16 protein-coding genes are annotated in these 21,761 nt (G+C 69.1%); 6 read left to right on the top strand and 10 right to left on the bottom strand.

Going from position 1 to position 21,761, the window contains the following annotated elements; translation table 11 throughout:
• Positions 1-35: 35 nt before the first annotated feature.
• Complete coding sequence (locus ALI144C_RS40765) at positions 36-833, top strand: inositol monophosphatase family protein (protein ID WP_076992548.1); 798 nt, start codon at positions 36-38, stop codon at positions 831-833.
• Between the two features lie 196 nt (positions 834-1,029).
• A complete protein-coding gene (locus tag ALI144C_RS40760) occupies positions 1,030-2,010 on the top strand; it encodes an asparaginase (RefSeq protein ID WP_076992547.1) in 981 nt (326 codons plus the stop codon).
• A 1-nt stretch (position 2,011) separates the two neighbouring features.
• Here ALI144C_RS40760 and ALI144C_RS40755 read toward each other — a convergent pair whose 3' ends face one another.
• The 3 genes from ALI144C_RS40755 to ALI144C_RS40745 all read right to left on the bottom strand — a co-directional run bounded on the left by ALI144C_RS40755 (position 2,012) and on the right by ALI144C_RS40745 (position 4,934).
• Positions 2,012-2,899, bottom strand: a complete 888-nt coding sequence (locus tag ALI144C_RS40755) for an LLM class flavin-dependent oxidoreductase (protein WP_076992546.1) — start codon at positions 2,897-2,899, stop codon at positions 2,012-2,014.
• A 63-nt stretch (positions 2,900-2,962) separates the two neighbouring features.
• Positions 2,963-3,976, bottom strand: coding sequence for a FecCD family ABC transporter permease (locus tag ALI144C_RS40750; protein ID WP_083753815.1), 1,014 nt, complete (start codon positions 3,974-3,976; stop codon positions 2,963-2,965).
• Positions 3,963-4,934 (bottom strand): ABC transporter substrate-binding protein, encoded by a 972-nt coding sequence (locus ALI144C_RS40745; protein ID WP_202819169.1) that lies wholly within the window; start codon positions 4,932-4,934, stop codon positions 3,963-3,965. The genes ALI144C_RS40750 and ALI144C_RS40745 overlap by 14 nt, the downstream gene beginning before the upstream one ends.
• Before the next feature lie 52 nt (positions 4,935-4,986).
• Between ALI144C_RS40745 and ALI144C_RS40740 the strand changes: the two genes are divergently transcribed.
• From ALI144C_RS40740 to ALI144C_RS40725, 4 genes are all read left to right on the top strand, one after another.
• Positions 4,987-6,219, top strand: coding sequence for an MFS transporter (locus tag ALI144C_RS40740; protein WP_076992545.1), 1,233 nt, complete (start codon positions 4,987-4,989; stop codon positions 6,217-6,219).
• A gap of 136 nt (positions 6,220-6,355) precedes the next feature.
• Positions 6,356-9,400 (top strand): AfsR/SARP family transcriptional regulator, encoded by a 3,045-nt coding sequence (locus ALI144C_RS40735; protein WP_076992830.1) that lies wholly within the window; start codon positions 6,356-6,358, stop codon positions 9,398-9,400.
• A gap of 27 nt (positions 9,401-9,427) precedes the next feature.
• The gene (locus ALI144C_RS40730; RefSeq protein WP_202819168.1) at positions 9,428-9,769 is read left to right on the top strand and encodes a hypothetical protein; all 342 of its coding nucleotides are present in this window, start codon (positions 9,428-9,430) and stop codon (positions 9,767-9,769) included.
• Positions 9,762-13,535 carry a hypothetical protein gene (locus ALI144C_RS40725; protein ID WP_076992544.1) on the top strand — a complete coding sequence of 1,258 codons (3,774 nt, stop codon included), beginning with the start codon at positions 9,762-9,764 and terminating at the stop codon, positions 13,533-13,535. Before ALI144C_RS40730 ends, ALI144C_RS40725 begins: the two co-directional genes overlap by 8 nt.
• Here the strand turns inward: ALI144C_RS40725 and ALI144C_RS40720 are convergent.
• The 7 genes from ALI144C_RS40720 to ALI144C_RS40695 form a co-directional block, all read right to left on the bottom strand.
• Positions 13,507-14,661: an ARPP-2 domain-containing protein gene (locus ALI144C_RS40720; RefSeq protein ID WP_076992543.1), complete on the bottom strand. Its 1,155-nt coding sequence runs from the start codon at positions 14,659-14,661 to the stop codon at positions 13,507-13,509. The genes ALI144C_RS40725 and ALI144C_RS40720 overlap by 29 nt on opposite strands.
• Positions 14,661-16,055 carry a hypothetical protein gene (locus ALI144C_RS40715; protein WP_202819167.1) on the bottom strand — a complete coding sequence of 465 codons (1,395 nt, stop codon included), beginning with the start codon at positions 16,053-16,055 and terminating at the stop codon, positions 14,661-14,663. The genes ALI144C_RS40720 and ALI144C_RS40715 overlap by 1 nt, the downstream gene beginning before the upstream one ends.
• 159 nt (positions 16,056-16,214) lie before the next feature.
• Positions 16,215-16,484, bottom strand: coding sequence for a helix-turn-helix domain-containing protein (locus tag ALI144C_RS40710; RefSeq protein ID WP_042191572.1), 270 nt, complete (start codon positions 16,482-16,484; stop codon positions 16,215-16,217).
• An 82-nt stretch (positions 16,485-16,566) separates the two neighbouring features.
• Entirely contained in the window at positions 16,567-19,407 is a 2,841-nt protein-coding gene (locus ALI144C_RS40705; protein ID WP_076992541.1) for an FAD-binding and (Fe-S)-binding domain-containing protein, read from the bottom strand.
• Positions 19,408-19,512: 105 nt separating this feature from the next.
• Complete coding sequence (locus tag ALI144C_RS40700) at positions 19,513-20,085, bottom strand: hypothetical protein (RefSeq protein WP_076992540.1); 573 nt, start codon at positions 20,083-20,085, stop codon at positions 19,513-19,515.
• A 206-nt stretch (positions 20,086-20,291) separates the two neighbouring features.
• Entirely contained in the window at positions 20,292-20,513 is a 222-nt protein-coding gene (locus tag ALI144C_RS59255; RefSeq protein WP_143231182.1) for a BTAD domain-containing putative transcriptional regulator, read from the bottom strand.
• 107 nt (positions 20,514-20,620) lie between these two features.
• Positions 20,621-21,394, bottom strand: a complete 774-nt coding sequence (locus tag ALI144C_RS40695) for a mechanosensitive ion channel family protein (protein ID WP_083753813.1) — start codon at positions 21,392-21,394, stop codon at positions 20,621-20,623.
• Positions 21,395-21,761: the final 367 nt, after the last annotated feature.

Here is a 21,761-nt window from a genome sequence, read left to right as displayed (position 1 = left end):
ACGCGACCTCACCCACGGGCCCGTAAGGTGACCTCATGGCTGATCACGCGGAACTGATGCCCATCGCCACCCAGGCCGTGTCGATGGCACGCACGATCATCCACCACCGAGCGCCCGCCGCCGTGACCACCAAGGGCGACAGGGACATGGTGACCGACGTGGACCTGGCGGTCGAGGAAGCGGTACGCGCCTTCCTCGCCAAGGAAACACCCGACATCCGCCTGGTGGGCGAAGAACACGGGGACTCCGGCACGAGTGAGTCGGACCTGTGGTGGGTCCTGGACCCGATCGACGGAACGGCGAACTTCGCCCGTGGCATACCGCTGTCGGCGGTGTCCCTGGCCCTTGTGGACGGAACACAGGCAGTGCTCGCGGCGATCGACATGCCATTCATGAACACCTGGTACACAGCAAGGGCAGGCGGCGGAGCATACGCGAACGGCGAGCCCATGCACTGCTCGGCGGTGAAAGACCTGTCCGACGCCGTCATCTCGATCGGTGACTTCGCGGTCGGCGACGGCGCGGCGCCGAAGAACCGCGTACGCCTGGCCCTGCTCGCCGAACTCGGCGCCAACGCACAACGAATCCGAATGATCGGCACAGCGGCGACGGACCTGGCGTGGGTGGCCCAAGGCAGGCTGGACGCGACGATCAACTTGTCCAACAAGCCGTGGGACACCTTGGCCGGGGTGCTCCTGGTCCGTGAGGCCGGTGGTCTGGTTCTGGACCACGACGGCAGCCAGCACACTTCCGACTCCGCCAACACGATCGCGATAACCCCAGCCCTCAAGAACGAGATCATGAGCAGGGTGGCAGAGGCTCGTCGCGGATAGGCAGCGCGACAACTCGCGGTTTGGCCTCCAGCGAGAGGCTCCTCCTTTACGCTCGAAGAGGCCACCCTCCCCAAGACAGGCGCAGCGCCTTGGGACAGCACAGCGACAAGAGGCAGGGCACTCGTCCCATGTCAAATCGGCGCCGCCCCAACCCGCCATGAGCCCAAGTCAAGAGCATGAGCAATACGGTTGAGTCATGAAGCGAGTAACGGTGTTCGGGCTAGGCGGAACCATCTCGATGACGGCGGACAAGGCAGGAGGAGTAGTCCCCGCCCTTTCGGCCGAACAACTGGTGGCGGCAGTACCAGGCCTGGCCGAGACGAACATCGAAGTCGACGTGGTGGACTTCCGCCGCATCCCGGGAGCTTCCCTGTCCTTCGAGGACATCAGAGAACTCACCGCAGCCATCGAGCAGCGACTGTCCACAGGAGCGGACGGTGTCGTGGTGACCCAAGGAACCGACACCATCGAAGAGGTCGCCTACCTCCTGGACCTCACCCACACCCGCCCAGAACCGATCGTGGTCACGGGAGCCATGCGCAACCCGACCCTGGCGGGAGCGGACGGCCCGGCCAACATCCTGGCAGCGATCCAGACCGCGGCGGCGGACACCGCACGCGACCTCGGTTCCCTGGTCGTGTTCGCCGACGAGATCCACTCCTCCGTCCGTGTCCGCAAGACGCATTCCACCAGCGGCCACACGTTCCAGTCGGCCAACGGCGGTCCGCTCGGTTACGTCGTCGAAGGCGAACCCCGGATCGTCAACCGCCCGGCTGCCCGTGTCACCCTTCCCGCCGCCACTGGCCGCGAAGCCGAAGTGGCCGTCGTTCCCGTGGTCCTCGGCGACACCGGAGTGACTCTGCGAGCCGTCGCGAACCATGTGGACGGTCTGGTCGTCGCGGCTTTCGGGGCGGGGCACGTACCCGTTGCGCTCGTGGAGATCCTGGGCGGCCTGGCCGCTCGCATCCCCGTCGTCCTCGCCTCCCGGGGCGGTGCGGGGTCGACGTTGGCCCGGACGTACGCCTTCCCCGGATCCGAGACGGATCTGCTCGGCCGTGGCCTGATCCCCGCGGGTTTCCTCGACCCGGTGAAAGCCCGGATCCTGGTGCGCCACCTGCTGATCAGCGGTCACGACCAGACGAGCATCAAAGCGGTGTTCGAGCGCGCGGGCAGCTGAGTCAGCGTTCCGTGGCGACGGCCGCGCGCAACGCGGGGGCGACCTCGGCGCCGAGGGCCTGGATGACCGCTGGGTCGTCGCCGCCGATGAAGAACGCGCTGACGCCGTGGTCGAGAACCAGTTCAAGCAGTTGCTCGACCCAGTCGGCGGGCGTGCCGTGCAGCGGCGTGTCCGTGCGGTCGTAGCTCGCGCTCATGATGTTGAGCAACCTGCGGACCTCGCGCGGATCACGGCCGGCCTTGGCCGCCGCCTCGTCGATCCTCGCGTTGCCTTCGGCCAGGTCGCCCGGCTTGAGGTAGTCCAGCGTCGGCAGCCAGCCGTCGGCCTTGGCGCCGGTCAGTGCCAGCATCTTCGGCTTGTACGCGCCGAGCCAGATGGAGATGTCGTGGTGCGGCGCGGGCCCGTGTTTGGTGCCGGGGACCTGGTAGTGCTGTCCGTCGAACCGGAACATCCCGCGCGTGTTCGTGTCCCACAGGCCGCGCAGGACGTCGATCGCCTCCGCGAGGGCTTCGATGCGTTGTCCTGCCGTTCTGCGCCCGCCGCCGATGCCGTGGATGGCGTCGGCGAGCCCGCCCGCGCCGATTCCCAGCTCGAACCGCCCACCGGAGAGCAGGTCCAGGCTCGCGGCCGCCTTGGCGAGCACCGCGGGCGGCCGCAGCGGGAGGTTGATCACGTTGCTGGACACGGTGATCCGGTTCGTTCGCGCCGCGACCCAGCTCAGCAGCGTCCAGACGTCCAGCAGGCCCGCGTTGTACGGGTGGTCCTGGAACGCCACCGCGTCGAGCCCGGCGGTCTCGGTCAACTCGGCCAGCCCGACCGCGCGGTCCGGCTCTTGGGCTGACGGTGTGACGAACGTGCCCAGCACCAGGTCGTGCCCGTAGTCGGTCATCAGCGACCCCCGTTTGTCAGGTGTCGGATCATCTTATCCGAGATGAAATCCCTGACAACGCGGTCACAACTCCCCGCGTTTGCGGGAGACGAGCAGGAACAACGGAACACCGACCAGAGCGGTGAACACGCCCACCGGCACCTCGCGAGGCGCGTACGCGACCCGCGCCAGCGCGTCGGTCCACACCAAGAACACCGCACCGGCCAACGCCGTGTACGGCAGCAGGACGCGGTGCTTGGGGCCGACCAGGAACCGCACGCCGTGCGGAACGATCAGCCCGACGAACCCGATCGCCCCGACCGACGCCACGGCCACGGACGTCAGCAGCGCGGTCGCCACGAGCAGGACCAGACGCGTCCGGCGGACGTCGACACCCAGCCCGGCGGCGGTTTCCGCGCCCAGCGCGAGGATGTCCAACGGCCGCGCGCACAACCAGATGCCCCCGAGGCCTACCGCCGCCGCGATCGCGGTCACCAGCACCGAGTCCCACCGCGCCGAGGACAGGGACCCCAACAGCCAGTAGGTGATCGCGCGCGTGGTGTCCGGGTCCGCCGACGCCATCAGGATCAACGACGTGATCGCGGCGAACAGCTGCCCGACGATCACGCCGATCAGCACGATCCTGACCGTGTGCAACTTGCTGCGGCGCAACAACACCAGCATGAAGATGAACGCCAGCGCGGCGCCGGCGAACGCGCCGCCCGTGATGCCGAGCGAACTCGCGCCGACCCCGAGCACGACGACCGCGACCGCGCCCGCCGACGCCCCGTTGGAGACGCCGAGCAGGTACGGATCCGCCAGCGAGTTGCGCGTGATCGCCTGCAGCACGGCGCCGCAGACCGCCAGCGCGGCCCCGACCAGGGCGGCCAGCAGTACGCGGGGAATCCGCAACTGCCAGATCACCGAGTCGGTCAGCCGGGGCAGCGGCGGCACCGGCAGGCCGAGGTGGGTACCGATCACGCGGCCGATGTCCGCGTAGCCGATGCCGGCCGCGCCGATCCGGACGGCGACGACGAGGGTGACGATCAGCGCCAGAGGTGCGGCTGCCGCCAGCGCGATCCGTCTAGCGCGCGACACCGAGCGACTTCAATCCCTCGGCGACGAGCCGCAAGGAGTTGGCACTGCGCACGGTCGGGTCGAGCTCGATCCCGGGAACCTGGATGATCCTGTTCTCCCGGACGGCCGCCAGTTGCGAGATGACCGGGTGCGCGCGCATCATCGCGATCTTCTCGGCCGCGCTGTCACCCGGGATGCCCCGGTCGGCGAGGTCGCCGACGACGATCACGGTGGGGTCCCGCTTGGCGATCTCCTCCCACGACACCTGCGGCCATTCCTCGTCGACGTCGTCGAACGCGTTGGGGGCGCCGATGATCCGGCTCATGTCACTGGGGATCCCGTTGTGCCCGGCGACATACGGGGAGTCCTTGAAGACCGAGTACAGGTAGACCACGGTCGGTTTGCCGGACGTCAGCGTGGACTGCCTGAGCGCGTCCCGTTGCCGGGCGATCAGGGCGTTCGCGCGGTCGGGGATGCCGAAGATCCTGCCGTAGTTCTCGTAGTCCCGGAACAGCCGCTCGAACGGCGTCCCGGACTCGTCACGCGGGCACTCCACCGCGCTGATGTAGGACGGCAGACCGAGTTCCTGGAGCTCCTCGCGTGTGCCGAGTTGGTTCTTGACGAAGTTCGACGCGAAGGAGCTGACCACCAGATCCGGTGTGGCGGCCCGCAACTGCTCGCCGGTCAGCTGTTTGGCGCTGAGGACCGGGATCTTGTCGTACGCCGCCTGGTACTCCGGCAGGATCTTGCCCGAGCGGAAGGCCGTGCCCACCATGCGCTCGCCGAGCCCCAGTGCCAGCAGGGTCTCGGTGGACGACTGTTCCACGGTGACGACCCGGCTCGGCGGCCGGTCGAAGCGCAGCTGCCGCCCGCAGTTGGTGACCGTGGTCGCACTGTGGCCTGACGCGGACGTGTCGGCTGGTGCGGCGCACGCGCCCACCAGCACCGTCGCGGCGAGCGCTGCGGCTAACCGGATCAAGTCGGCCTCCTTGTCGCATGTAACTTGCAACAAGCACGGTATCTCATTGACAATGGTTTTCACTAACGAGAAGGGGGTGGAGGTGCCGAACGCCGCGTTTCTCCGGCTGTGGACCGGGATGACCGCGTCCGGGTTGGCCACGTGGGCGTTGCCGTTCATCCTCGGCCTCGCGGTGCTGGACAAGTCCCTCAGCCCGGCCGCGCTCGGCGTGGTCCTCGCCACACGCACGATCGGCTTCCTCGCGGCCGTGCCGGTCGGCGGAGTGCTGGCCGACCGGTACTCGCGCCGTGCCGTCGTCCTGTGGTCCGGCTTGATCGCGGCCGTCGCGTCCCCGGTGATCGCCATGGGTTCCGTGCCGCTGATGGCTGTGGCGGCGACTGTCGTCGGCGTCGGCCAGGGCGCGTGCCGCCCGGCGTTCCAGGCGCTGGTGGCCGAAGTGGTCGCGGTCGAACGCCGTCAGCAGGCCAACGCGGCCATGACGCTCTCGGTCCGCGTGACAACGTTGCTGGCCCCTGGGCTGACCGCGTTGCTGGCGACGGTCGTGACCACCGGCTGGTTGCTTGTCGGCACGGGTCTGCTGTGGCTGGTGGCCGCGTTCCTGCCGCCCAATGGAGCGGGCAAGCCGGTAACACAGGACACCCGTCCCCGGTTGATCGACGAGTTCGCCGAAGGCATCAGGGAAGCACGCAGGCACCCGTGGTTCGTCGCCGGTCTCGGCGCGCTGTCCGCCGTGATCTTCACCGGCTACTCGGCGACAGGGGTGGCGTTGCCGCTGCTGAGCGGATCCGAAGCGGTCCTCGCGGCGGCGCTGACCGCGTACACGGCCGGAGCGCTGGCCGGAGCGTTGATCATCGCCCGCTGGCGGCCCCGACGGCAGGGCTGGGCGGCGTTGGCCGGTCTTGCCTGTTACGGCTTCGCGCCGCTGAGCCTGCTCGCGGACCTGGGGCCGGTGACGCTCATCGCGGCCTATGTGGTCACAGGCATCGGAATCGAACTGTTCAACGTGCCGTGGTTCACCGCCACCCAGCGCGAGGTCGAACCGCGCCTGCTCGCCCGCGTGTCCTCATTGGATTTCCTGTTGTCGTACGGTCTCGCGCCGCTCGGGCTCGCGCTCATCGCACCGGCGATCGACGCCTTCGGGACCACCGCGGTGCTCGCTGGCTGCGCGGTGATCTGCTTCGCCGCACCGGCCATCGCCGCACTGGTGCCCACCTCCCGTGACTTCGGCCGGAGCCGAACCGCTCGCCAAACCGAGATCGGCTCGTCCCGACCCGTCGACAAGTGACCTCGTGAGTGTTTGCCGGGGTTAGAACCCCGGCAAACACTCACGAGGAGGATCTGCGCGGGCCACGGTCTGGTCCACGACAGTTAGGCTGGGGCGACTGACGGCGGGAGCACGCACTGGGGGCAGGGTGACTGCGGTGGAATTCGGGCTGCTCGGCACGATCGAGGCACGCTCCGGCAACCACCAGGTCGACCTGGGGCACGCCCGGCAGCGACTGGTGCTCGCCGCGTTGCTCGTCGACGCCGACCGACTGGTGCCGGTCGGGAACCTCGCCGACCGGATCTGGGGCGACAACATCCCGCACAGCGGCCTGACCCCGCTCTACGGGTACGTGTCCCGGCTGCGGCAGGCGTTGGCGCCGATCGAGCGGGACATGCGGATCGTGCGCCAGCCGGGTGGCTACATGGCCGCGGTCAGACCGGCGACGGTGGACCTGCACAGGTTCCGGCAACTGCTGGGCCAGGCCAGGGCGACCGACGAGCCCGACCGGGCGATCGTGTTGTTCAACCAGGCGTTGGACCTGTGGCGGGGTGAACCGTTCGCCGGTGTCGACAAACCCTGGTTCAACAACCAGCGTGCCGTGTTGCTGCGGGAACGGGAGTCCGCCGAGGTCGATCTGCGCGACCTCAGGTTGCGCCGCGGCGAGCACGCGGAGGTGCTTTCCGAGGTGTCGGGCGCGTACGAAGCCGATCCGATGAACGAACGCGTTGCGGGACAACTGATGCTGGCGCTGTACCGGCACGGCCGCCAGGCCGAGGCGCTGACGTGCTACGAGCGCACGCGCACCAGGCTGGCCGACGAATTGGGTGTGCCGCCGAGCCCGCAGTTACAGGGCCTCTACCAGCGCATCCTGGACGCCGACCCCGGGCTGCTCGCGGCCGCCGAGCCCGTGCGGCCACCTGCCGCGCCGGGTGAACAGGCGCGGGCGTGGTCGGCGCCCGCGCTGCTTCCGCCGAGCGTTCCCGACTTCACCGGCCGGATGGCCGAGACCGCCCTGCTGTTCAAGCATTTGAACCACGAATGGGGATCGGGGGCCGCCGTCACCACGATCGTCGGGATGGGAGGTGTCGGGAAGACGGCGTTGAGCGTGTACGCCGCGCACAACGCCGCTGCCTCGTACACCGACGGCCAGTTATGGGCCAACTTGCGCGGTGCCAGCGCGACCCCGGCCGATCCCACCGATGTGCTGGCGAGGTTCCTGCGGGCACTGGGCGTTCCGGAACGCGCCATCCCCGTCGATCCAGACGAACGCGTCGCGGCGTACCGGACGTTGGTCAACGGCCGCAGGATCCTGATCCTGTTGGACGACGCCGCGTCCGAAGAACAGGTCAGGCCGCTGCTGCCGGGCGCGCCGACCTGCGCCGTCGTGATCACCAGCCGCGCGGGCCTCGCCGGGCTGGAGGGCGCGCACCGAATCGACCTCGACGTGTTCGCCGCGGACGAGGCCGTCGACCTGTTCACCCACATAGTCGGCGAGGACCGCGTCAGGCGGGAACGCCAGGTGGCCACCGAGATCGTCGAGTTGTGCGGCGGTCTGCCGTTGGCTGTGCGCATCGCGGGCGCGCGACTGGCCGCGCGGCCCGCGTGGAAGCTGGCGCACCTGGCCGCGATGCTCAGCGACGAGCGACGACGGCTGGACCAGCTGTCCGTCGGTGACCTGGCTGTCCGCGCCTCGCTGGTTCTGAGCTACCGCGGCCTGGCCGAACAGCCGCGCAGGCTGTTGCGGCTGCTCGGCCTGTTCAGCACGCCGGACTTCCCGCCGTGGCTGCCGTCCGTGCTGCTGGACTGCGCGGTCGACGAGGCCACCGGGTACGCCGAGGCGCTGGTGGACGCGCACCTGCTGACCACATCCGGCGCGGACGCGGCGGGCCAGTACCGCTACCGGTGCCACGACCTCGTCCGGCTGTTCGCCGCCGAACGGGCCGAGGCGGAGGAGACGGCGGAAAGCCGCACCGGCGCGTTGGCCCGCGGCTTCGGCGGCTGGCTCGGCCTGGCCGAGCGGATGGCCGCGTCGGTGCCCGGTCCGTGCTTCGCGCCGATCGGCAGCCGCGCGCCGCGCCCGCCGACCGGGCACGTCCTACCGGACCTGCGGCCGGAGTGGGCGGTGAACTGGTTCGACGCCGAACGCGGCGCGTTGCTGGCCGCGGTCCGCCAGGCCTGCCGGCTCGGCATGGCCGACATGGCGTTCGACCTGGCCGCGCGGATGGAGAAGTACTTCGACGTGCGCGGCATGTACACCGACTGGATCGCGCTCAACACCGAGGTGCTGGCGTTGTGCCGGGAAACCGGCAACGCGCTGGGCGAGGCGGTCATGCTGCGTGGCCTCATCGACGTCACCACCTGGGCCACCGACAGCACGGACGCCATGGCGCGTCAGTACACCGAGGCGACCCGGCTGAAGCGGATGTTCACCGAACTGGGGTTGCCGCAGGGCAGTGCGGACGCGGCGCTGATGTGTTCGTGGTCGCTGACCGCGAACGGCTCCTACGGCGACGCGATCGAAGCCGCCAACGAGGCCCTCGACCTGGCCACCCGGTCCGGTCACGTCGGCGGCCAGGCGCGAGCCGAGATCTCACTGGCGTTGGCGCACTTCGAGAACCGCGACTTCACCGCCGCGATGGAGCACGCGGGCAACGCGCTCGACCGCGCACGCGAACTCGGCAACGCCCGCTGCGTGGCCACCGCGTTGCAGTTCACCGGGATCGGCCACCACATGCTCGGCGACTTCGCGGCGAGCAGGCGGATGCTGGACGAGTCACTGGCCATCTCACGGTCCTATCGCGACAGTTACACCGAGGCGCTCACCCTGCTCGGCCTGGCGCGCCTGTACTTCCGGATCGGCGACGCCGCCGCGCGACCCACCGCCGAGGCCGCGGTCGCCCTCAGCCGTGACAACACCATGAGCCACCACCTCGCCGAGGCGCTGGAGATCCTCGGCGGCATCGAACTGGCTGACGGCGACAACGCCGCGGCAGTCGCCTGTCTCGAGGAGTCCGTCGCGCTCTGGCGCAACCGGGGCTGGCACTCGTTCCACGCGACCGCGCTGACCACCCTCGGCAGGGCCTACGCGGACACCGACCCACAGGCGGCCCGCAACGCTTTGCGGGCCGCGCACGATCTTTACGTCCAGGTGGGAAACTCGGCGATGGCGGCCGAAGTGGCCCAGCTCGCCAGAGAATGACGGCCGATCAATGACAGGAGGTGGCGTGTGCGGGCCGGACGCGTGATCCTGATCCTGACCTGCCTGGTCGTGGCGGGCCTCGGTGCCTGGTTCGCCCTGGCCCAGTGGGACGTGGCCAACCGCGTCGCCACGGTGTTCTCGGCGCTGGGTGCCGTGGCGGCGGTCGGTGTGGCGATCTGGGCGGCGCTCAGAAGCAACACCGGTAACACCGTCCGGGCGTCCCGCACCGGCGATGCCACGGCACGCGGTGACGGCTCCGCCAACACCGGGGTGCGCGTGAGCAAGGCGACGGGCACAGTGCGGGCGGACCGGACAGGGAAGGCGTCCGCGTCCGACGGTGGTTCGGCGAACACCGGTGTAGATGGCTGACGACGAGCGCCTGCCACGCAGGGTCGACGCGAACCGGACAGGCTCGGCGGAAGCGGCGTCCGGTGGCTACGCCAACAGCGGCGTGCACATCGGATCGATCTACTCCTATCCGCGTGCCCGGTCGCGTTACCGCGAGCAGGTCAGGCAGATCGCCCCGCCCGAACTGATCGGCCGGGACAGCGAACTGGCCGAGCTGGCGGCGTTCTGCGCGGGCACCGAGTCGTATGCCTGGTGGCGTGGGACGAAATGGGCGGGCAAGTCCGCGTTGATGGCGTGGTTCGTGCTGCACCCGCCCGCGGACGTGCGTGTCGTCGCGTTCTTCGTCACCGGCCGTCTCGCCGGTCAGGACCACCGCGGCGCGTTCGTGGACGTGGTGCTGGAACAGCTCGCCGAGTTGCTCGGCGAACCGCTGCCCACGTTCCTGCCGGAGGTCACCAGGGAGCACCACCTGGTCGGGATGCTCGCCGAGGCGGCGCAGTTGTGCCGCGCCGACGGGAAACACCTCGTCCTGGTGGTCGACGGCCTCGACGAGGACCGGGGTACGGCGCAGTCGCACAGCATCGCGGCGCTGCTGCCGGTCAAACCGCCGGACGGGATGAAGGTGATCGTCGCGGGACGGCCCAACCCGCCTGTGCCCCAGGACGTCGACCGCGATCACCCCTTGCGCGACCCCGGCATCGTCCGGCCGCTCGCCACGTCGCCCGCGGCCCGTGTCATCCGTGACGACATGGAACTGGAACTGACCCGGCTGCTGACCGGCACACCGGCCGAACAGGACCTGCTCGGCCTGCTCACGGCCGCGGCCGGTGGCCTGAGCGGCGCGGACCTGGCCGAGCTGATCGGATCGACGCCGTCGGCCGTCCGCCGTGACCTGCGCACGGTCGCCGCCCGCAGTTTCGACACCCGGCCAGGACACTGGCGTGGGCCGGATCTCTACCTGCTCGGGCACGAGGAGCTGCAGGCGACCGCGGTGGAGGAGTTCGGCGATGCGCGTCTGGAGGCGTATCGCGAGCGCCTGCACGCCTGGGCGGACGCCTGTCGTGGGCGCGGCTGGCCGGAGGATTCGCCGGAATACCTGTTACGCGGCTACTTCCGGATGCTCACCGCGCGCGGCGACCTGCCGAGGATGGTGGAGTGCGCGACGGACCCGGCGCGCCAGGACCGCCTGCTCGACCTTTCCGGTGGTGACCTCGACGCCATCGCCGAGCTGCTCGCGTGCCAGGAAGCCGTTCTGGCACAGGAGGACCCGGACCTGGCGGTGATGGCACGGCTGGCCGTTCACCGCGACCGGCTGATCGAACGCAACGGCAACATCCCCCGACACCTGCCCGCGCTGTGGGCGATGCTCGGCCAGCGGTCCCGCGCGGAGGCGTTGCTGCGGATGATCATCTCGCTGGCCGATCGCGGTCCGGCCGCGGTGTCCCTCGCCGAAGCACTGGCCGGGCAGGGCGACGCTGACGCGGCGGAATCGGTCGCCGCGTCGATCACCTCGGTGGAACACCGGGCCGAAGCACGGGTCGCCATGATCAAACCGCTGGTGCGGCGGGGAGAAGTCGCCGCCGCGCGCCGGATCGCCCAGCTGATGCCGACGACGGGCTGGCAGGTGGAAGCGGTGGTCGAGCTCGCCGAATCCCTGGTGGACAACGACTCCGCGCAGGCGCAGGTGCTGATCGACGCCGCCGAGCAGCTGGCGAAGGGCATCGCGGAGCCGTACTTGTACGCCGGGGCACTGATCCGGGTCGCTGGCGGGGTCGTGACAACGGGTGACTGCGACCGGGCCGAGCGCCTGCTGCAGACGATCGTCGATCTGAACAGGGGAATCTACGGCCGGGTCCGGATGGTCGACGCGGCCGTGGCAACCGGGCAGTTCGACGTCGCGCTGCGCTGGGCGCGGCAGATCTCCAATGCGGACGAGCGAGCACAGGCGATCGCGTCGATCGCCCAGGCCGTCGCGAAAGCCGGTGATCCGGACACCGCACGCGAGCTGGCCGACGAGGCCGAGACAACGGCCAGGCACTTGCGCGATGCGGACAGTCCGGCCGACTCGGCCGCCGCGACCGTCGCCGCCATGGTGGCAAGTCGTGACATGGACAAGGCGAAACAATGGCTGGCGGAGATCTCCGACGACCACCACAGGGACACCATGCTGGTCTCGGCCGTGACGGCGGCGGCGGAGTCCGGAGAACTCGACTACGCGAACAAGGTGATTTCCTCGATCACCGGGTCGCGTGCCCGGGCCGAGGCGCTTGTAACCCTGGCCGAGGCTCACCTCGCAGGCGGGCAAGCCGAGCAGGCGCGAGCGTTGGCCGTACGAGCGGAGATGACCACACGTTCCACCGTGAGCGTGCAGCAGTGGACCTGGGCGGCGCTTGCCGTTGTGCATGCTGTGGAGCGGGCCGGTCACCTGCGTAGGGCACACGAGTTGGCGCTGCGGGTCGCGGGCAGGGCGATGCCTGAGGTCCACCGGTGGGCAGCCGAGCCGACGGCGACACTCGCCGGATGTCTTGCCCGGTTGGGTGAAGTGGACATGGCAGGCAACCTGATCGCCTCGATACCCGACGCGGAAGACCAGGTGGGAGCGTTGCTGAGCCTCGACAGGCCGCACGTCGTGCGTGCCCGCGCCGAACAGATCGCCAGCCAGACCAAGGGCGACAAGGACAAGGTGTCGGCATCGCTGGCGACTCACCTGTCGGGCTATCCGGACGTCGCACTCGCCGTCGCCACCACGATCGGCGACGACAACCGTCGAATGGAAACCCTTGTCGCGCTGCTGGACCCCAGTGACCCGGAACCGGTGATCCGGCACATCACCGATGCCTACTGGTACACCGAGGCCCTCGTCCGCCACCCCGGCTTGGTTGGCCGATACCCGGTCGACCAGATCCCGCGGGTGGAATGGCGGTTCCGCGTGTACCTCGCCGCCGCGAAATCACTCCTGGACCACGGAGAGAACCAACGGGCACGCGGTTTCCTCGACCGGGCACGGGCGTGTGCCGACGAGATAACCAGCCCATACGGCCGAGCGCGGGCGTTGCTGAAGCTGGTCGAGTTGATGAATACGCCGCGACACGCGACCTTGGCGCATGGACTCCTGCGGCGAGCCGAAACGGCCGCCAGGTTCGTGCCGCATCCGGGCCGCCGCGCCGACATGCTCGCGTCGGTGGTAAAAACTCTCGCCGCACGGGGTGAACTGGACGAGGCAGAAGCGCTGGCCATGACGATCGACCGCCATGGCCGCCGGGCCGAAGTCCTTGCCGCGCTGGTGAAGGCCCTGGTCACGAGCGGCGAGTTCGACCGCGCGCAAGCGCTTGCCGTCACGATCCAGCACTCCGGACGGCAGGCGGAGGCGCTGCTGTGCGTCGTGAAGTCGCATCCCGACCCCGGTGCGGCCGTCGCACTGGCCGAGCTGATCCCGAACCGCGACTACCAGGTCGAGGCCTTCGCGTGGCTGATCGCGCACGACGGACGGCCGGACCTGCTCGACCGGATCCGGGCGCTGCTGCCGCAGGTGTCGAGCCGGAACACGCGGACCCGCGCGATCAGGGACGTGCTGGGCGCGTTGACCGGCGCGCCCGGCCGCGCCGAGGCGTTCGCACTGTCCATTGCGGATCCGGCCGACCAGGCGACGGCCTGGCTGGCGCTGGCCGGTCAGCTGCCCGGCCGGGCCGCCGCACGGGTCCTGCACCTGCGGCACTGGCGTGAGGCGCTCGACGTGGTCGACCGCGATGTCCTCGATGTCATCGCCGCTGAGGTTTTCGCTGAGTAGCGCGGTAGTGCGCCAGCGTGTGCTCGTTGAGCAGGTGACCGAACCCCGCCGACTCCAGCCGCAGGCCCAGTTGCGCCTCGGTCGTGCCGAGGGCTTCCGCCGTGCTCGGCATGTGCCAGTCGTGCGCCGCGAGTTGCTGCAGCAGGTAACCGCGGCGGACCTGCTTCTCCGACAGGCGGAACGTCTTCAGGTACGCCGTCCGGCCCCGTTGGTCGGTGATCAGCTCGCCGATGTGGTTGTCCTGCTTGGGCAGGAAACCGGGCAGGAACCGGGTCAGCGAGTAGTCACCGAGGCGGTACACACGGCGCATGCTGTATTGGGCGTCCAGCAGCCCGGACACCATCGTGTCGTGGAACTGCGGCCACACCGACCGTTGCCGTGCCACGGCCGCCCTGAGATCCGCCAGCGTGTTCACATGCGTGTCGCTGAGCCGCGCGTGGAACTGCGGGACCGGCGCGGTCAGCATGGCGTAGTGGTAGATCAGCTCGCCGTACAGATCGGTGATCAGCGTGGGGTGCAGCGCGCGGTAGTCGTCCGGGTGCGGTACCACGAACGCGGCGGCGAGCGCGTCGGCCACGTAGACCAGCGCACCGCACTGACCCGGGTGGATCTCGAAGATCCGCAACGCGTCCGCCAGGCCGTTGACCTGCGCGCCCGTGTACGTCTCCTCGGCCCGTGGGGACAGGCCATTGCGGATCGCCCGCTGCGACCACTGCTCCCACAGGATCTCCGGGCCACCGAAGTGCAGCGCCAGGTAGCCCTCGACCGCCAGGTGCATCGGCAGGAAACGCAACCGGTTCTTGTCCGTGCGGCGCGCCATCCTGCGGTGGTACCGCACAGGCACGCACACGGGTGAGCACGGCTCGATCGCGTCCACCATCTCGGTGCCGTACGCCGCGGCTGGTGCGCCGTCTTCCGTCCATGTCGCCACGAACCCGTGCGGTACGTACGACGCCGTGTACGCGCTGCGCTTGTCGACCGCGACGAAGGCGGCTTCGGTGCCGTAGAGCTTGGCGTGCAGCCGCAGCGTCTCGATCGGCTCGTCCCGGACCAGCGGGACGAGCCGCACCCCGCCCCAGACCTGGTCAGGCTGGACGGACAGGCCGGTGAGGTCGAGTGTGGCCATCACCCCTCCTTGAACCGGGTGATCCGGTCGTCGAAGTGCGCCCGCAGTTCCGCCAGACCCGTGCGGCCCTCGGTGAACCGGGCGAACTCCACCAGTGCGGGCACGTCCTCGGCGTCACGCACGCCCACCGTCGACACGTGGCCGAGTCGTTTCACGTCGAACGTGTCCGCGTCGTACACCGGGTTGAGGTGCACGACGCTGACCTTGTGCCGCGGGTCCAGCCGGGTCCGCCACACCCTCAGCACCTCGGCCGCCATCCCGACCGGGGCGTTGTCCCACCCGTCCGACACGATCAGCAGCCGGTCCGGGCCGTGCTCCAGCCCGTCGAGAACGCGTTCGCCCAGCGGGGTGACGTCGTAGGGGTACGTCAGCAGCGCGTCCGTCCGGCCTGACGTCCACAGTGGAACGTAGCTGTCCGCCAGCGCCTCGAACAGGAACGAACAGGCGAGCGCGACGGCAAGGGGACGCCTGCGTTTCTGACCCGACCCGTACGTGGAGAAGCTGTCGTCCAGCACCGCGGCCACGCGGCCCCAACGCCCCGCGTCCCGCCCGGCGACGCGTGCCGCCGCGGCCCGCAACGCCCCTGTCAGCTCGGTACGGCGGTCGATCCGCTCGGACAACGGCAAGGACAGCGCGTACGACGCCAGCCGCGTCAGCGGCATCCTGGCGAGGTCCACGGCGGTGTCGACGTTGTTGCGCTCGGCGGTTGCCTGCGTCCGCAACTGTTCGACCCGGGTCATCATGGGCGCGATGCGCTCGAGGAACGTCGCCCGGTCGATCTTGTGCTTCGCCGCGAAACCCTCCGCGACCGTGTACGGCAGGTCGTACACCGAGGCCTGCTCGTAGTGCGCCCGCCGCCACGTCTCCAGAATCGGCGTGTTGTAACGGGTTCTACCGCCGAACAAGAAGTCGCCCAGCTCGTCGTGCGTGGGCTCGATGTGCGCGTGCCGCAGCGCGTGCTTGAACTGGGAGCGGTACTTGACCGCGTCGAAGGCCGGGTCGGGCCGGTGCGCCAGCCAGTCCCGCACGATCGCACGCGTCCGTCGATTGTTCACACGCGACTGTCGCAGCCCGCGGAACAGCCGGTACACCCGTTGCGGTGCCACAAGGCGCAACCTGCGGCCGATCAGCTCACCTTCGAGGCGCCGCAGCTCCAGATCCGCCTCACCCGGCGTGGCCAGCAGCCTGTGTGCGATGAGCACGGCGTTGTGGTCGTTGATGTCCAGCGCCAGGGTGGCCGCGTACAGGTCACGGTAGTTGCCGATCATGTACTCGTGCAGGAACCCGAGCGACAGATGCTGCTCCTGCGCCGAGTTGTGGAACTCGCGCTGCCCGCTCGACGTGATCGCGGCGTTGACGAACATGAGCATGTCCTCGGCTGCGACGCGATCCATCGTCCCCTCCATGGGCCTGGAAAACCGGCCGGGGAATGGAGGCACGAACTGCGAAGCAAAGCTGAATAGGCATGTTCCGGAAGTCGCACCGGAGTCCCACGGCCGGCCCGAGGAACCTAGCAGCCGGGGACTCCGCACGCGAAACGGTTTACCCGGTGCTCATGCCGGTAGCTGTGTCGGTTCGCCGACATCTGCGCACAACGAGGCGATGTAGTCCAGTGAGATGTCCAGCGCGTCCGCGATCGCGGCGACCGTGAAGAACGAGGGGCTCGGAATCCGGCCCGCCTCGATCTTGCGCAACGTCTCGTGGGACAGGCCTGTTTCGCCTGCCAACTGCACCAGGCTCATCGAGCCGCGTGCCGCTCGTAGCACCGCGGCCAGTTGCTTGCCGCGTTCCCGTTCTTGGGGTGTCAGGGGCGCCCGCACCATGGATCAACGGTAACCCAGATCATGGTGGGAGTCACCTCCGGAGTGTTTCTCCGCGTCGCGAAACGCCGTGGCCGCCGGTGCCTCACCCGCGCGGACGGTGCCGTGTCTCTCCATTCTGGACACGCTGGGCCAGCAGTTCCGCGACGTGCACGGCCGTCCGGCCGGTCAGCTGGGTGATCTGCGTACGGCAGCTGAATCCGTCCGCCAGCACCGCCGTGTCGTCGCCGATCGCGCGGACAGCGGGCAGCACGGCCTGCTCGGCGGCCGCGACGGAGACCGCGTAGTGCTCTCGTTCGAATCCGAAGTTTCCCGCCAGACCGCAACAACTCGCCGGAATCGACGTGTTGTCGGCACCGGCCCGGCGCAGCAGCTCGGCGTCCGCGGCCGTCCCGGTGTCCGCGTGCTGGTGGCAATGGGTCTGGCTGATCGTTTTCGTGACCCGGACCGGCGGTTGGTAGTCGTGCTCGACCAGCAACTGTGCGAACGTGCGCACGCGATCGGCGGTCCTGCGCGCGGCAGGCGTCCCGAGCAGGCGCGGCACGTCTGTATGCAGTGCGACCGTACAGCTGGGTTCCATGCCGACGATCGGGATGTCGGGTGCCTGGTCGAGAGTACGCACTGTTCTCGTCATGACCCGCCGTGCCGTGCCGAGCTGGCCGGTGGTCAGCCACGTCAGGCCACAGCACCGGGTGCCCGGGGGCACGATCACCCGGAAACCGGCCGATTCCAGCACTTCGACGCCCGCACGCAGCACGTGCGGGGTGAAGTGGTTGTTGAACGTGTCGACCCACAGCACCACCGGGCGCCCGCCGCGGACAGGACGCTTGCGGAACCAGTCCAGGAAAGTTCGTGTGGCGAACCGGGGAATGGCTCGTTGTGGCGCGATCCCGCCAAGCTGCTTGACAGCGGGCGCCAACGCGGACTGTGTCACCGCGTTGACCAGCTGTGGCGCGCCTGAGGCCAAGCGCGACCACAAAGGAAGCCATCCCATGGAGTAGTGCGACATCGGCCGTGGCCTGCGGCGGTAGTGGTGGTACAGGAACTCGGACTTGTACGTGGCCATGTCCACCCCGACCGGGCAGTCCGACGCGCACGCCTTGCAGGACAGGCACAGGTCGAGCGCGTCATGCACCTCTGCCGAGCGCCAGCTGTCCGTGATCACCTCGCCCTGCGTCATCTCGTACAGCAACCGCGCGCGGCCCCGGGTCGAGTCGCGTTCTTCCCGGGTCACCCGGTAGCTCGGGCACATCACCGACCCCGCCGTGTTCCGGCACTTGCCCACGCCGACGCACCGCCTGGCGGCCTTGGCGAAATCGTCGCCGTCCTCGGGATATCCGAACACTGTCTCCAGTTTCAGCGGGACGCGCGACGGTGCGACCCGCAGGTCCTGATCGGACGGACGGGCGGCCACGACCATCCCGGGGTTGAGCAGCCCAACCGGATCCCAGATCCGCTTGAACCGGGCCATCAAGGCCATCGCCCGCTCGCTGTAGACGAGGCCGAGCAGGTCGGACCGGGCCTGGCCGTCACCGTGTTCACCGGACGGCGATCCGCCGTGCGCGGCGACCAGCCGGGCAGCGTCGCCGAGGAATCGCCGGAACGCCTCCGTACCCCGCGTGGTGCCGAAGTCGAACGACAACCGGACGTGCAGGCAGCCTTCACCGAAATGCCCGTACGTGGCACCCCTGAGCGAGTACCGCGCCAGCAACTCAGTGAATTCACGCAGGTACGCACCGAGGTTCTCCGGCGGCACGGCGGCGTCCTCCCAGCCGGGCCACGCCTCCGATCCGTCCGGCAGGCGCGTCGCCAGACCGGCGCCGTCCTCCCGGATGCTCCACAGCACACGCTGGTCCGCGGGATCCGTGGCCAGGTGCCAACCGCGGAACCCGGCGGTCGCCGATGCCGCCGCGACCAACGATTCCGCCGTGGCCGGGGAGTCGATTTCGGCGAACAGCCACGCGTCGCCGCCGGGCAGCCGGTCGAGCGCGGCGGGCCGCGTGACCATCCTGGTCAGTTCGCGGTCGAGGCCTTCCAACGTCATCGGGCCGCACGCGACCAACGCGGGCACCGCGTCCGCGGCGGCGAACGTGTCGTCGTAGCCCAGCACCAGCAGTTGACGCCGCTCGGGCCGCCTGACCAGCCGGAGGGTCGCCGACAGCACCACCACACACGTTCCCTCGGTGCCGACCAGGGCCCGAGCGAGGTCGAACCGGTTCTCCGGCAACAGGTGCTCGAGCGAGTACCCGGACACCTGCCGGGGGAAACGCCCGAACTCGGTGCGGATCGTGCCGAGGCCGTCCAGCGCCAGGTCCCGGACAGCCGCCAGGATCCGGCCGGGTTCGCCGCCCTTGGCGATCGCCTCGTCGAGTTCCGCGCGGGTCGCGGGGCCGACGGTCATGATCGTCCCGTCGTAGGTCATCACCTCGAGCGCCAGCACGTTGTCGCTGGTCTTGCCCCACGCAAGGGAATGCGACCCGCACGCGTTGTTGCCTATCATCCCGCCGATCGTGCACCGGCCGTGCGTCGACGGGTCCGGCCCGAACACCAGACCGTGACCCGCGACGGCCGACTGCAAGTCGTCCAGCACGATCCCCGGCTCGACGACCGCCGTCATGGCGTGCGGATCGACGGCGAGCACTTTGTTGTAGTACCGGGAGAAGTCCAGCACGACGCCGTCACCGACGGCTTGGCCGGAGGTGCTCGTGCCACCGCCGCGGCACGTGATCGGCGCGTCGTGACGACGGCACGCGGCCACAGCGGCGATCACGTCGTCCCTGTCCCGCGGGAACACCACGACCCGCGGCATCCGGCGGTAGTTCGACGCGTCCGCCGAGTACATGGCCCGCGTGCCCGTGTCGGCCGCGACGCCACCCCGTACGGACGTGCGCAGGTCTTCGGTCAGGTCGGTCAGTTCAGTGCTCATAACGGCGACAAGCCTACGCGGCGGCCGGAAAGTCCTATGTAGATGGAACGGGCCCGTGCCGGGGATCCGGCACGGGCCCGCCCTTTCTCAGGGGTGGGAACGAGGTTACTGGCGCGTCTCGGGTGACCCCTTCAACGTGCAGATGGACGGAGCCATCACCTCGGACGCGCTGCCCCATCCCGCGCACCGGTACGAGGAGTGGCCGTACCAGTCGTGACCGAACTCGTGCGCCGCGAGCAGCGCGTCGTCGCCGACGCCGCCCATGTACAGCGCGATCCGTTGGCCCTGACCCCAGTTGCAGCCGACGATCCGGCCGCCACCACCGCAGTCGGTGATGTAGGAGTTGCGGCACTCGACAGGCGTGCCACCACCTTCGGTCAGGCCCTGCCACGCGGCCGCGCCCCGGCGGATCGCGGCGGCGTGTTGCGAGCAGGACGAGGTGATGTAGTAGCTCCGCCTCGTCGGGACCGGCCAGGCCTGGATTCCGACGTCACCAGGCAGGGCGGCCGGGGTCGCGGGCAGGGAGCCTGCCTCGACCTCCAGTACGGACGTGGCGTGTGGAGCGTTGGCGGCGTGGTCGTGCGAGTCCAGGTCGACCTGGACGGCAGGACCGAGGAACGCCAACGAGAGACCGGCGAAAATCGCCAACCCATAGCGGGAGCACAGCTTTTTCAGCATGAACGGTGTCCTTCACTTTGCAGGGTAGTGACGGTGAGGGCAAACCTCACCAAGTGGACTTCCGCAAGGTAAACCCTTAACCCAGGGTCGTTCAATAGACCTTCGTAGGTATTAGCGTCCGGCAATATCCAGGCTGCGACCACGGGACTTGGGCAACCTCGAGCACCGGGTAAAGAGGCTGCCCGTGAAGTGGAGAAATGCCGTGATCACCGCATGAGGTATGCGATCGATCCTTTGCGGCTGGGGGAACTCTCCGGTGCGGACGACAGCCTGAGTTCGTGCGGCGCGGGCACGATGTCCGAACAGCGTACGTAGGAGGGCGCATCGGACAGCGGCTCGCCGCGCCACAGCCCCAAACCCTTACGCAGCAAGGTAAACGTCGTGGTCACCTCGCGCGTGGCGATCCTGGCACTGGCGCGTGTAGTCAGTCCACAGTGGTCAGTGCCTTGACCCGACTCATCGGTGAGCGCTCAGCAACGAGCACGGTCTCCCGTCGAACGCGTCGACGGGAGACCGTGCTCTGGTCGCGGTGGATTCAGACTTTGCCGCGGCGTCGGCCCGCGTCGGCCGTCGTCGCGGCTTCCACGGTGCCGGTGGTGGTGCTGTCGGAGTCGGCAGTCTCGCGCATCCGCGGGATCTCGTGCTCGGCCTTGTCCAACCAGCTGGCCCACCGCTGCTGCATCGGCCGGATCAGGCCGCCGCCGACGCCGACGATCGCGATACCGCCGATCGTGGCGAGCACGGTGATCAGCACCGGCGTGGTGACGGTCGTGGCGACACCGATCTGGTTGAGCGCGGCGATCACACCGAGCGCCAGGATGAAGATCGACGCGATGTTGGCCAGTACCCGGCCGTAGGACAGGCCGCTCATGGTGCCGCTGATCAGGTCCTTCACCGCACCGGCGATCGCCGCGGCGACCACGACGATGATGATCGCGACGACAGCCCTCGGCAGCCAGTTGACGATGTCGGTGAGCAGCGCCGACACCGGGTTGGGGCCCCACGCGCCGAACGCGATCTGCAACGTGATCAGCAGGATCGCGTAGTAGACGAGCTTGGCGACGATGTCCGACGCGGTGTACTTCGACTTCTCCATCGTCTGCTTGAGCGCACCGCGCTGCGCGATCCGGTCGAAGCCGACCTTGTTGAGCAGCTTGCCCACCGCCTTGGCCAGGACCTTGGCGATGATCCAGCCGATCACCATGATCACGAGGAAGGCCAGCAGCTTCGGTGCGAACGTCATCACGCTGCGCCACGCGTCGGTGAGTCCCGCACCTATGTCCACCGCCGCCACATTCCAAGACCCCATGGTCGTCGCTCCCTTCGCTGTGTCCGCACGTCAGATACCCATGGTGCGGGCGCACTATCCAAGTTGGACGGTTCAGTCACCGGATCGGGTGGTGCGCGAAATCACCACGATTTCATGAACTTCTGTCGGTTTCCGGCCTGGACCTGGCAGGATTCGACTGTGAGCACCTCGACGGGGAGCGAGACGAGCGAACCCCGATTACGGGTTCGTCGCCCACAGCAACCGCCGTTGTCGCGCCGCGGTTTCCTGAGGCGTCCGCGTGGGCCAGTGTCCGTCGTGACGGTGTTCGCCAAGGCAGCGAAGGAATTCCATGGCCATTTTCGACGGCCGGTGGTGGGGTGAGCAGGTCACCGAGGACGGTCGGCTG

The sequence above is a fragment of the Actinosynnema sp. ALI-1.44 genome, from assembly GCF_001984155.1.
Taxonomy (GTDB): domain Bacteria; phylum Actinomycetota; class Actinomycetes; order Mycobacteriales; family Pseudonocardiaceae; genus Kibdelosporangium.
This window is presented reverse-complemented; position numbering and strand designations above follow the sequence as displayed.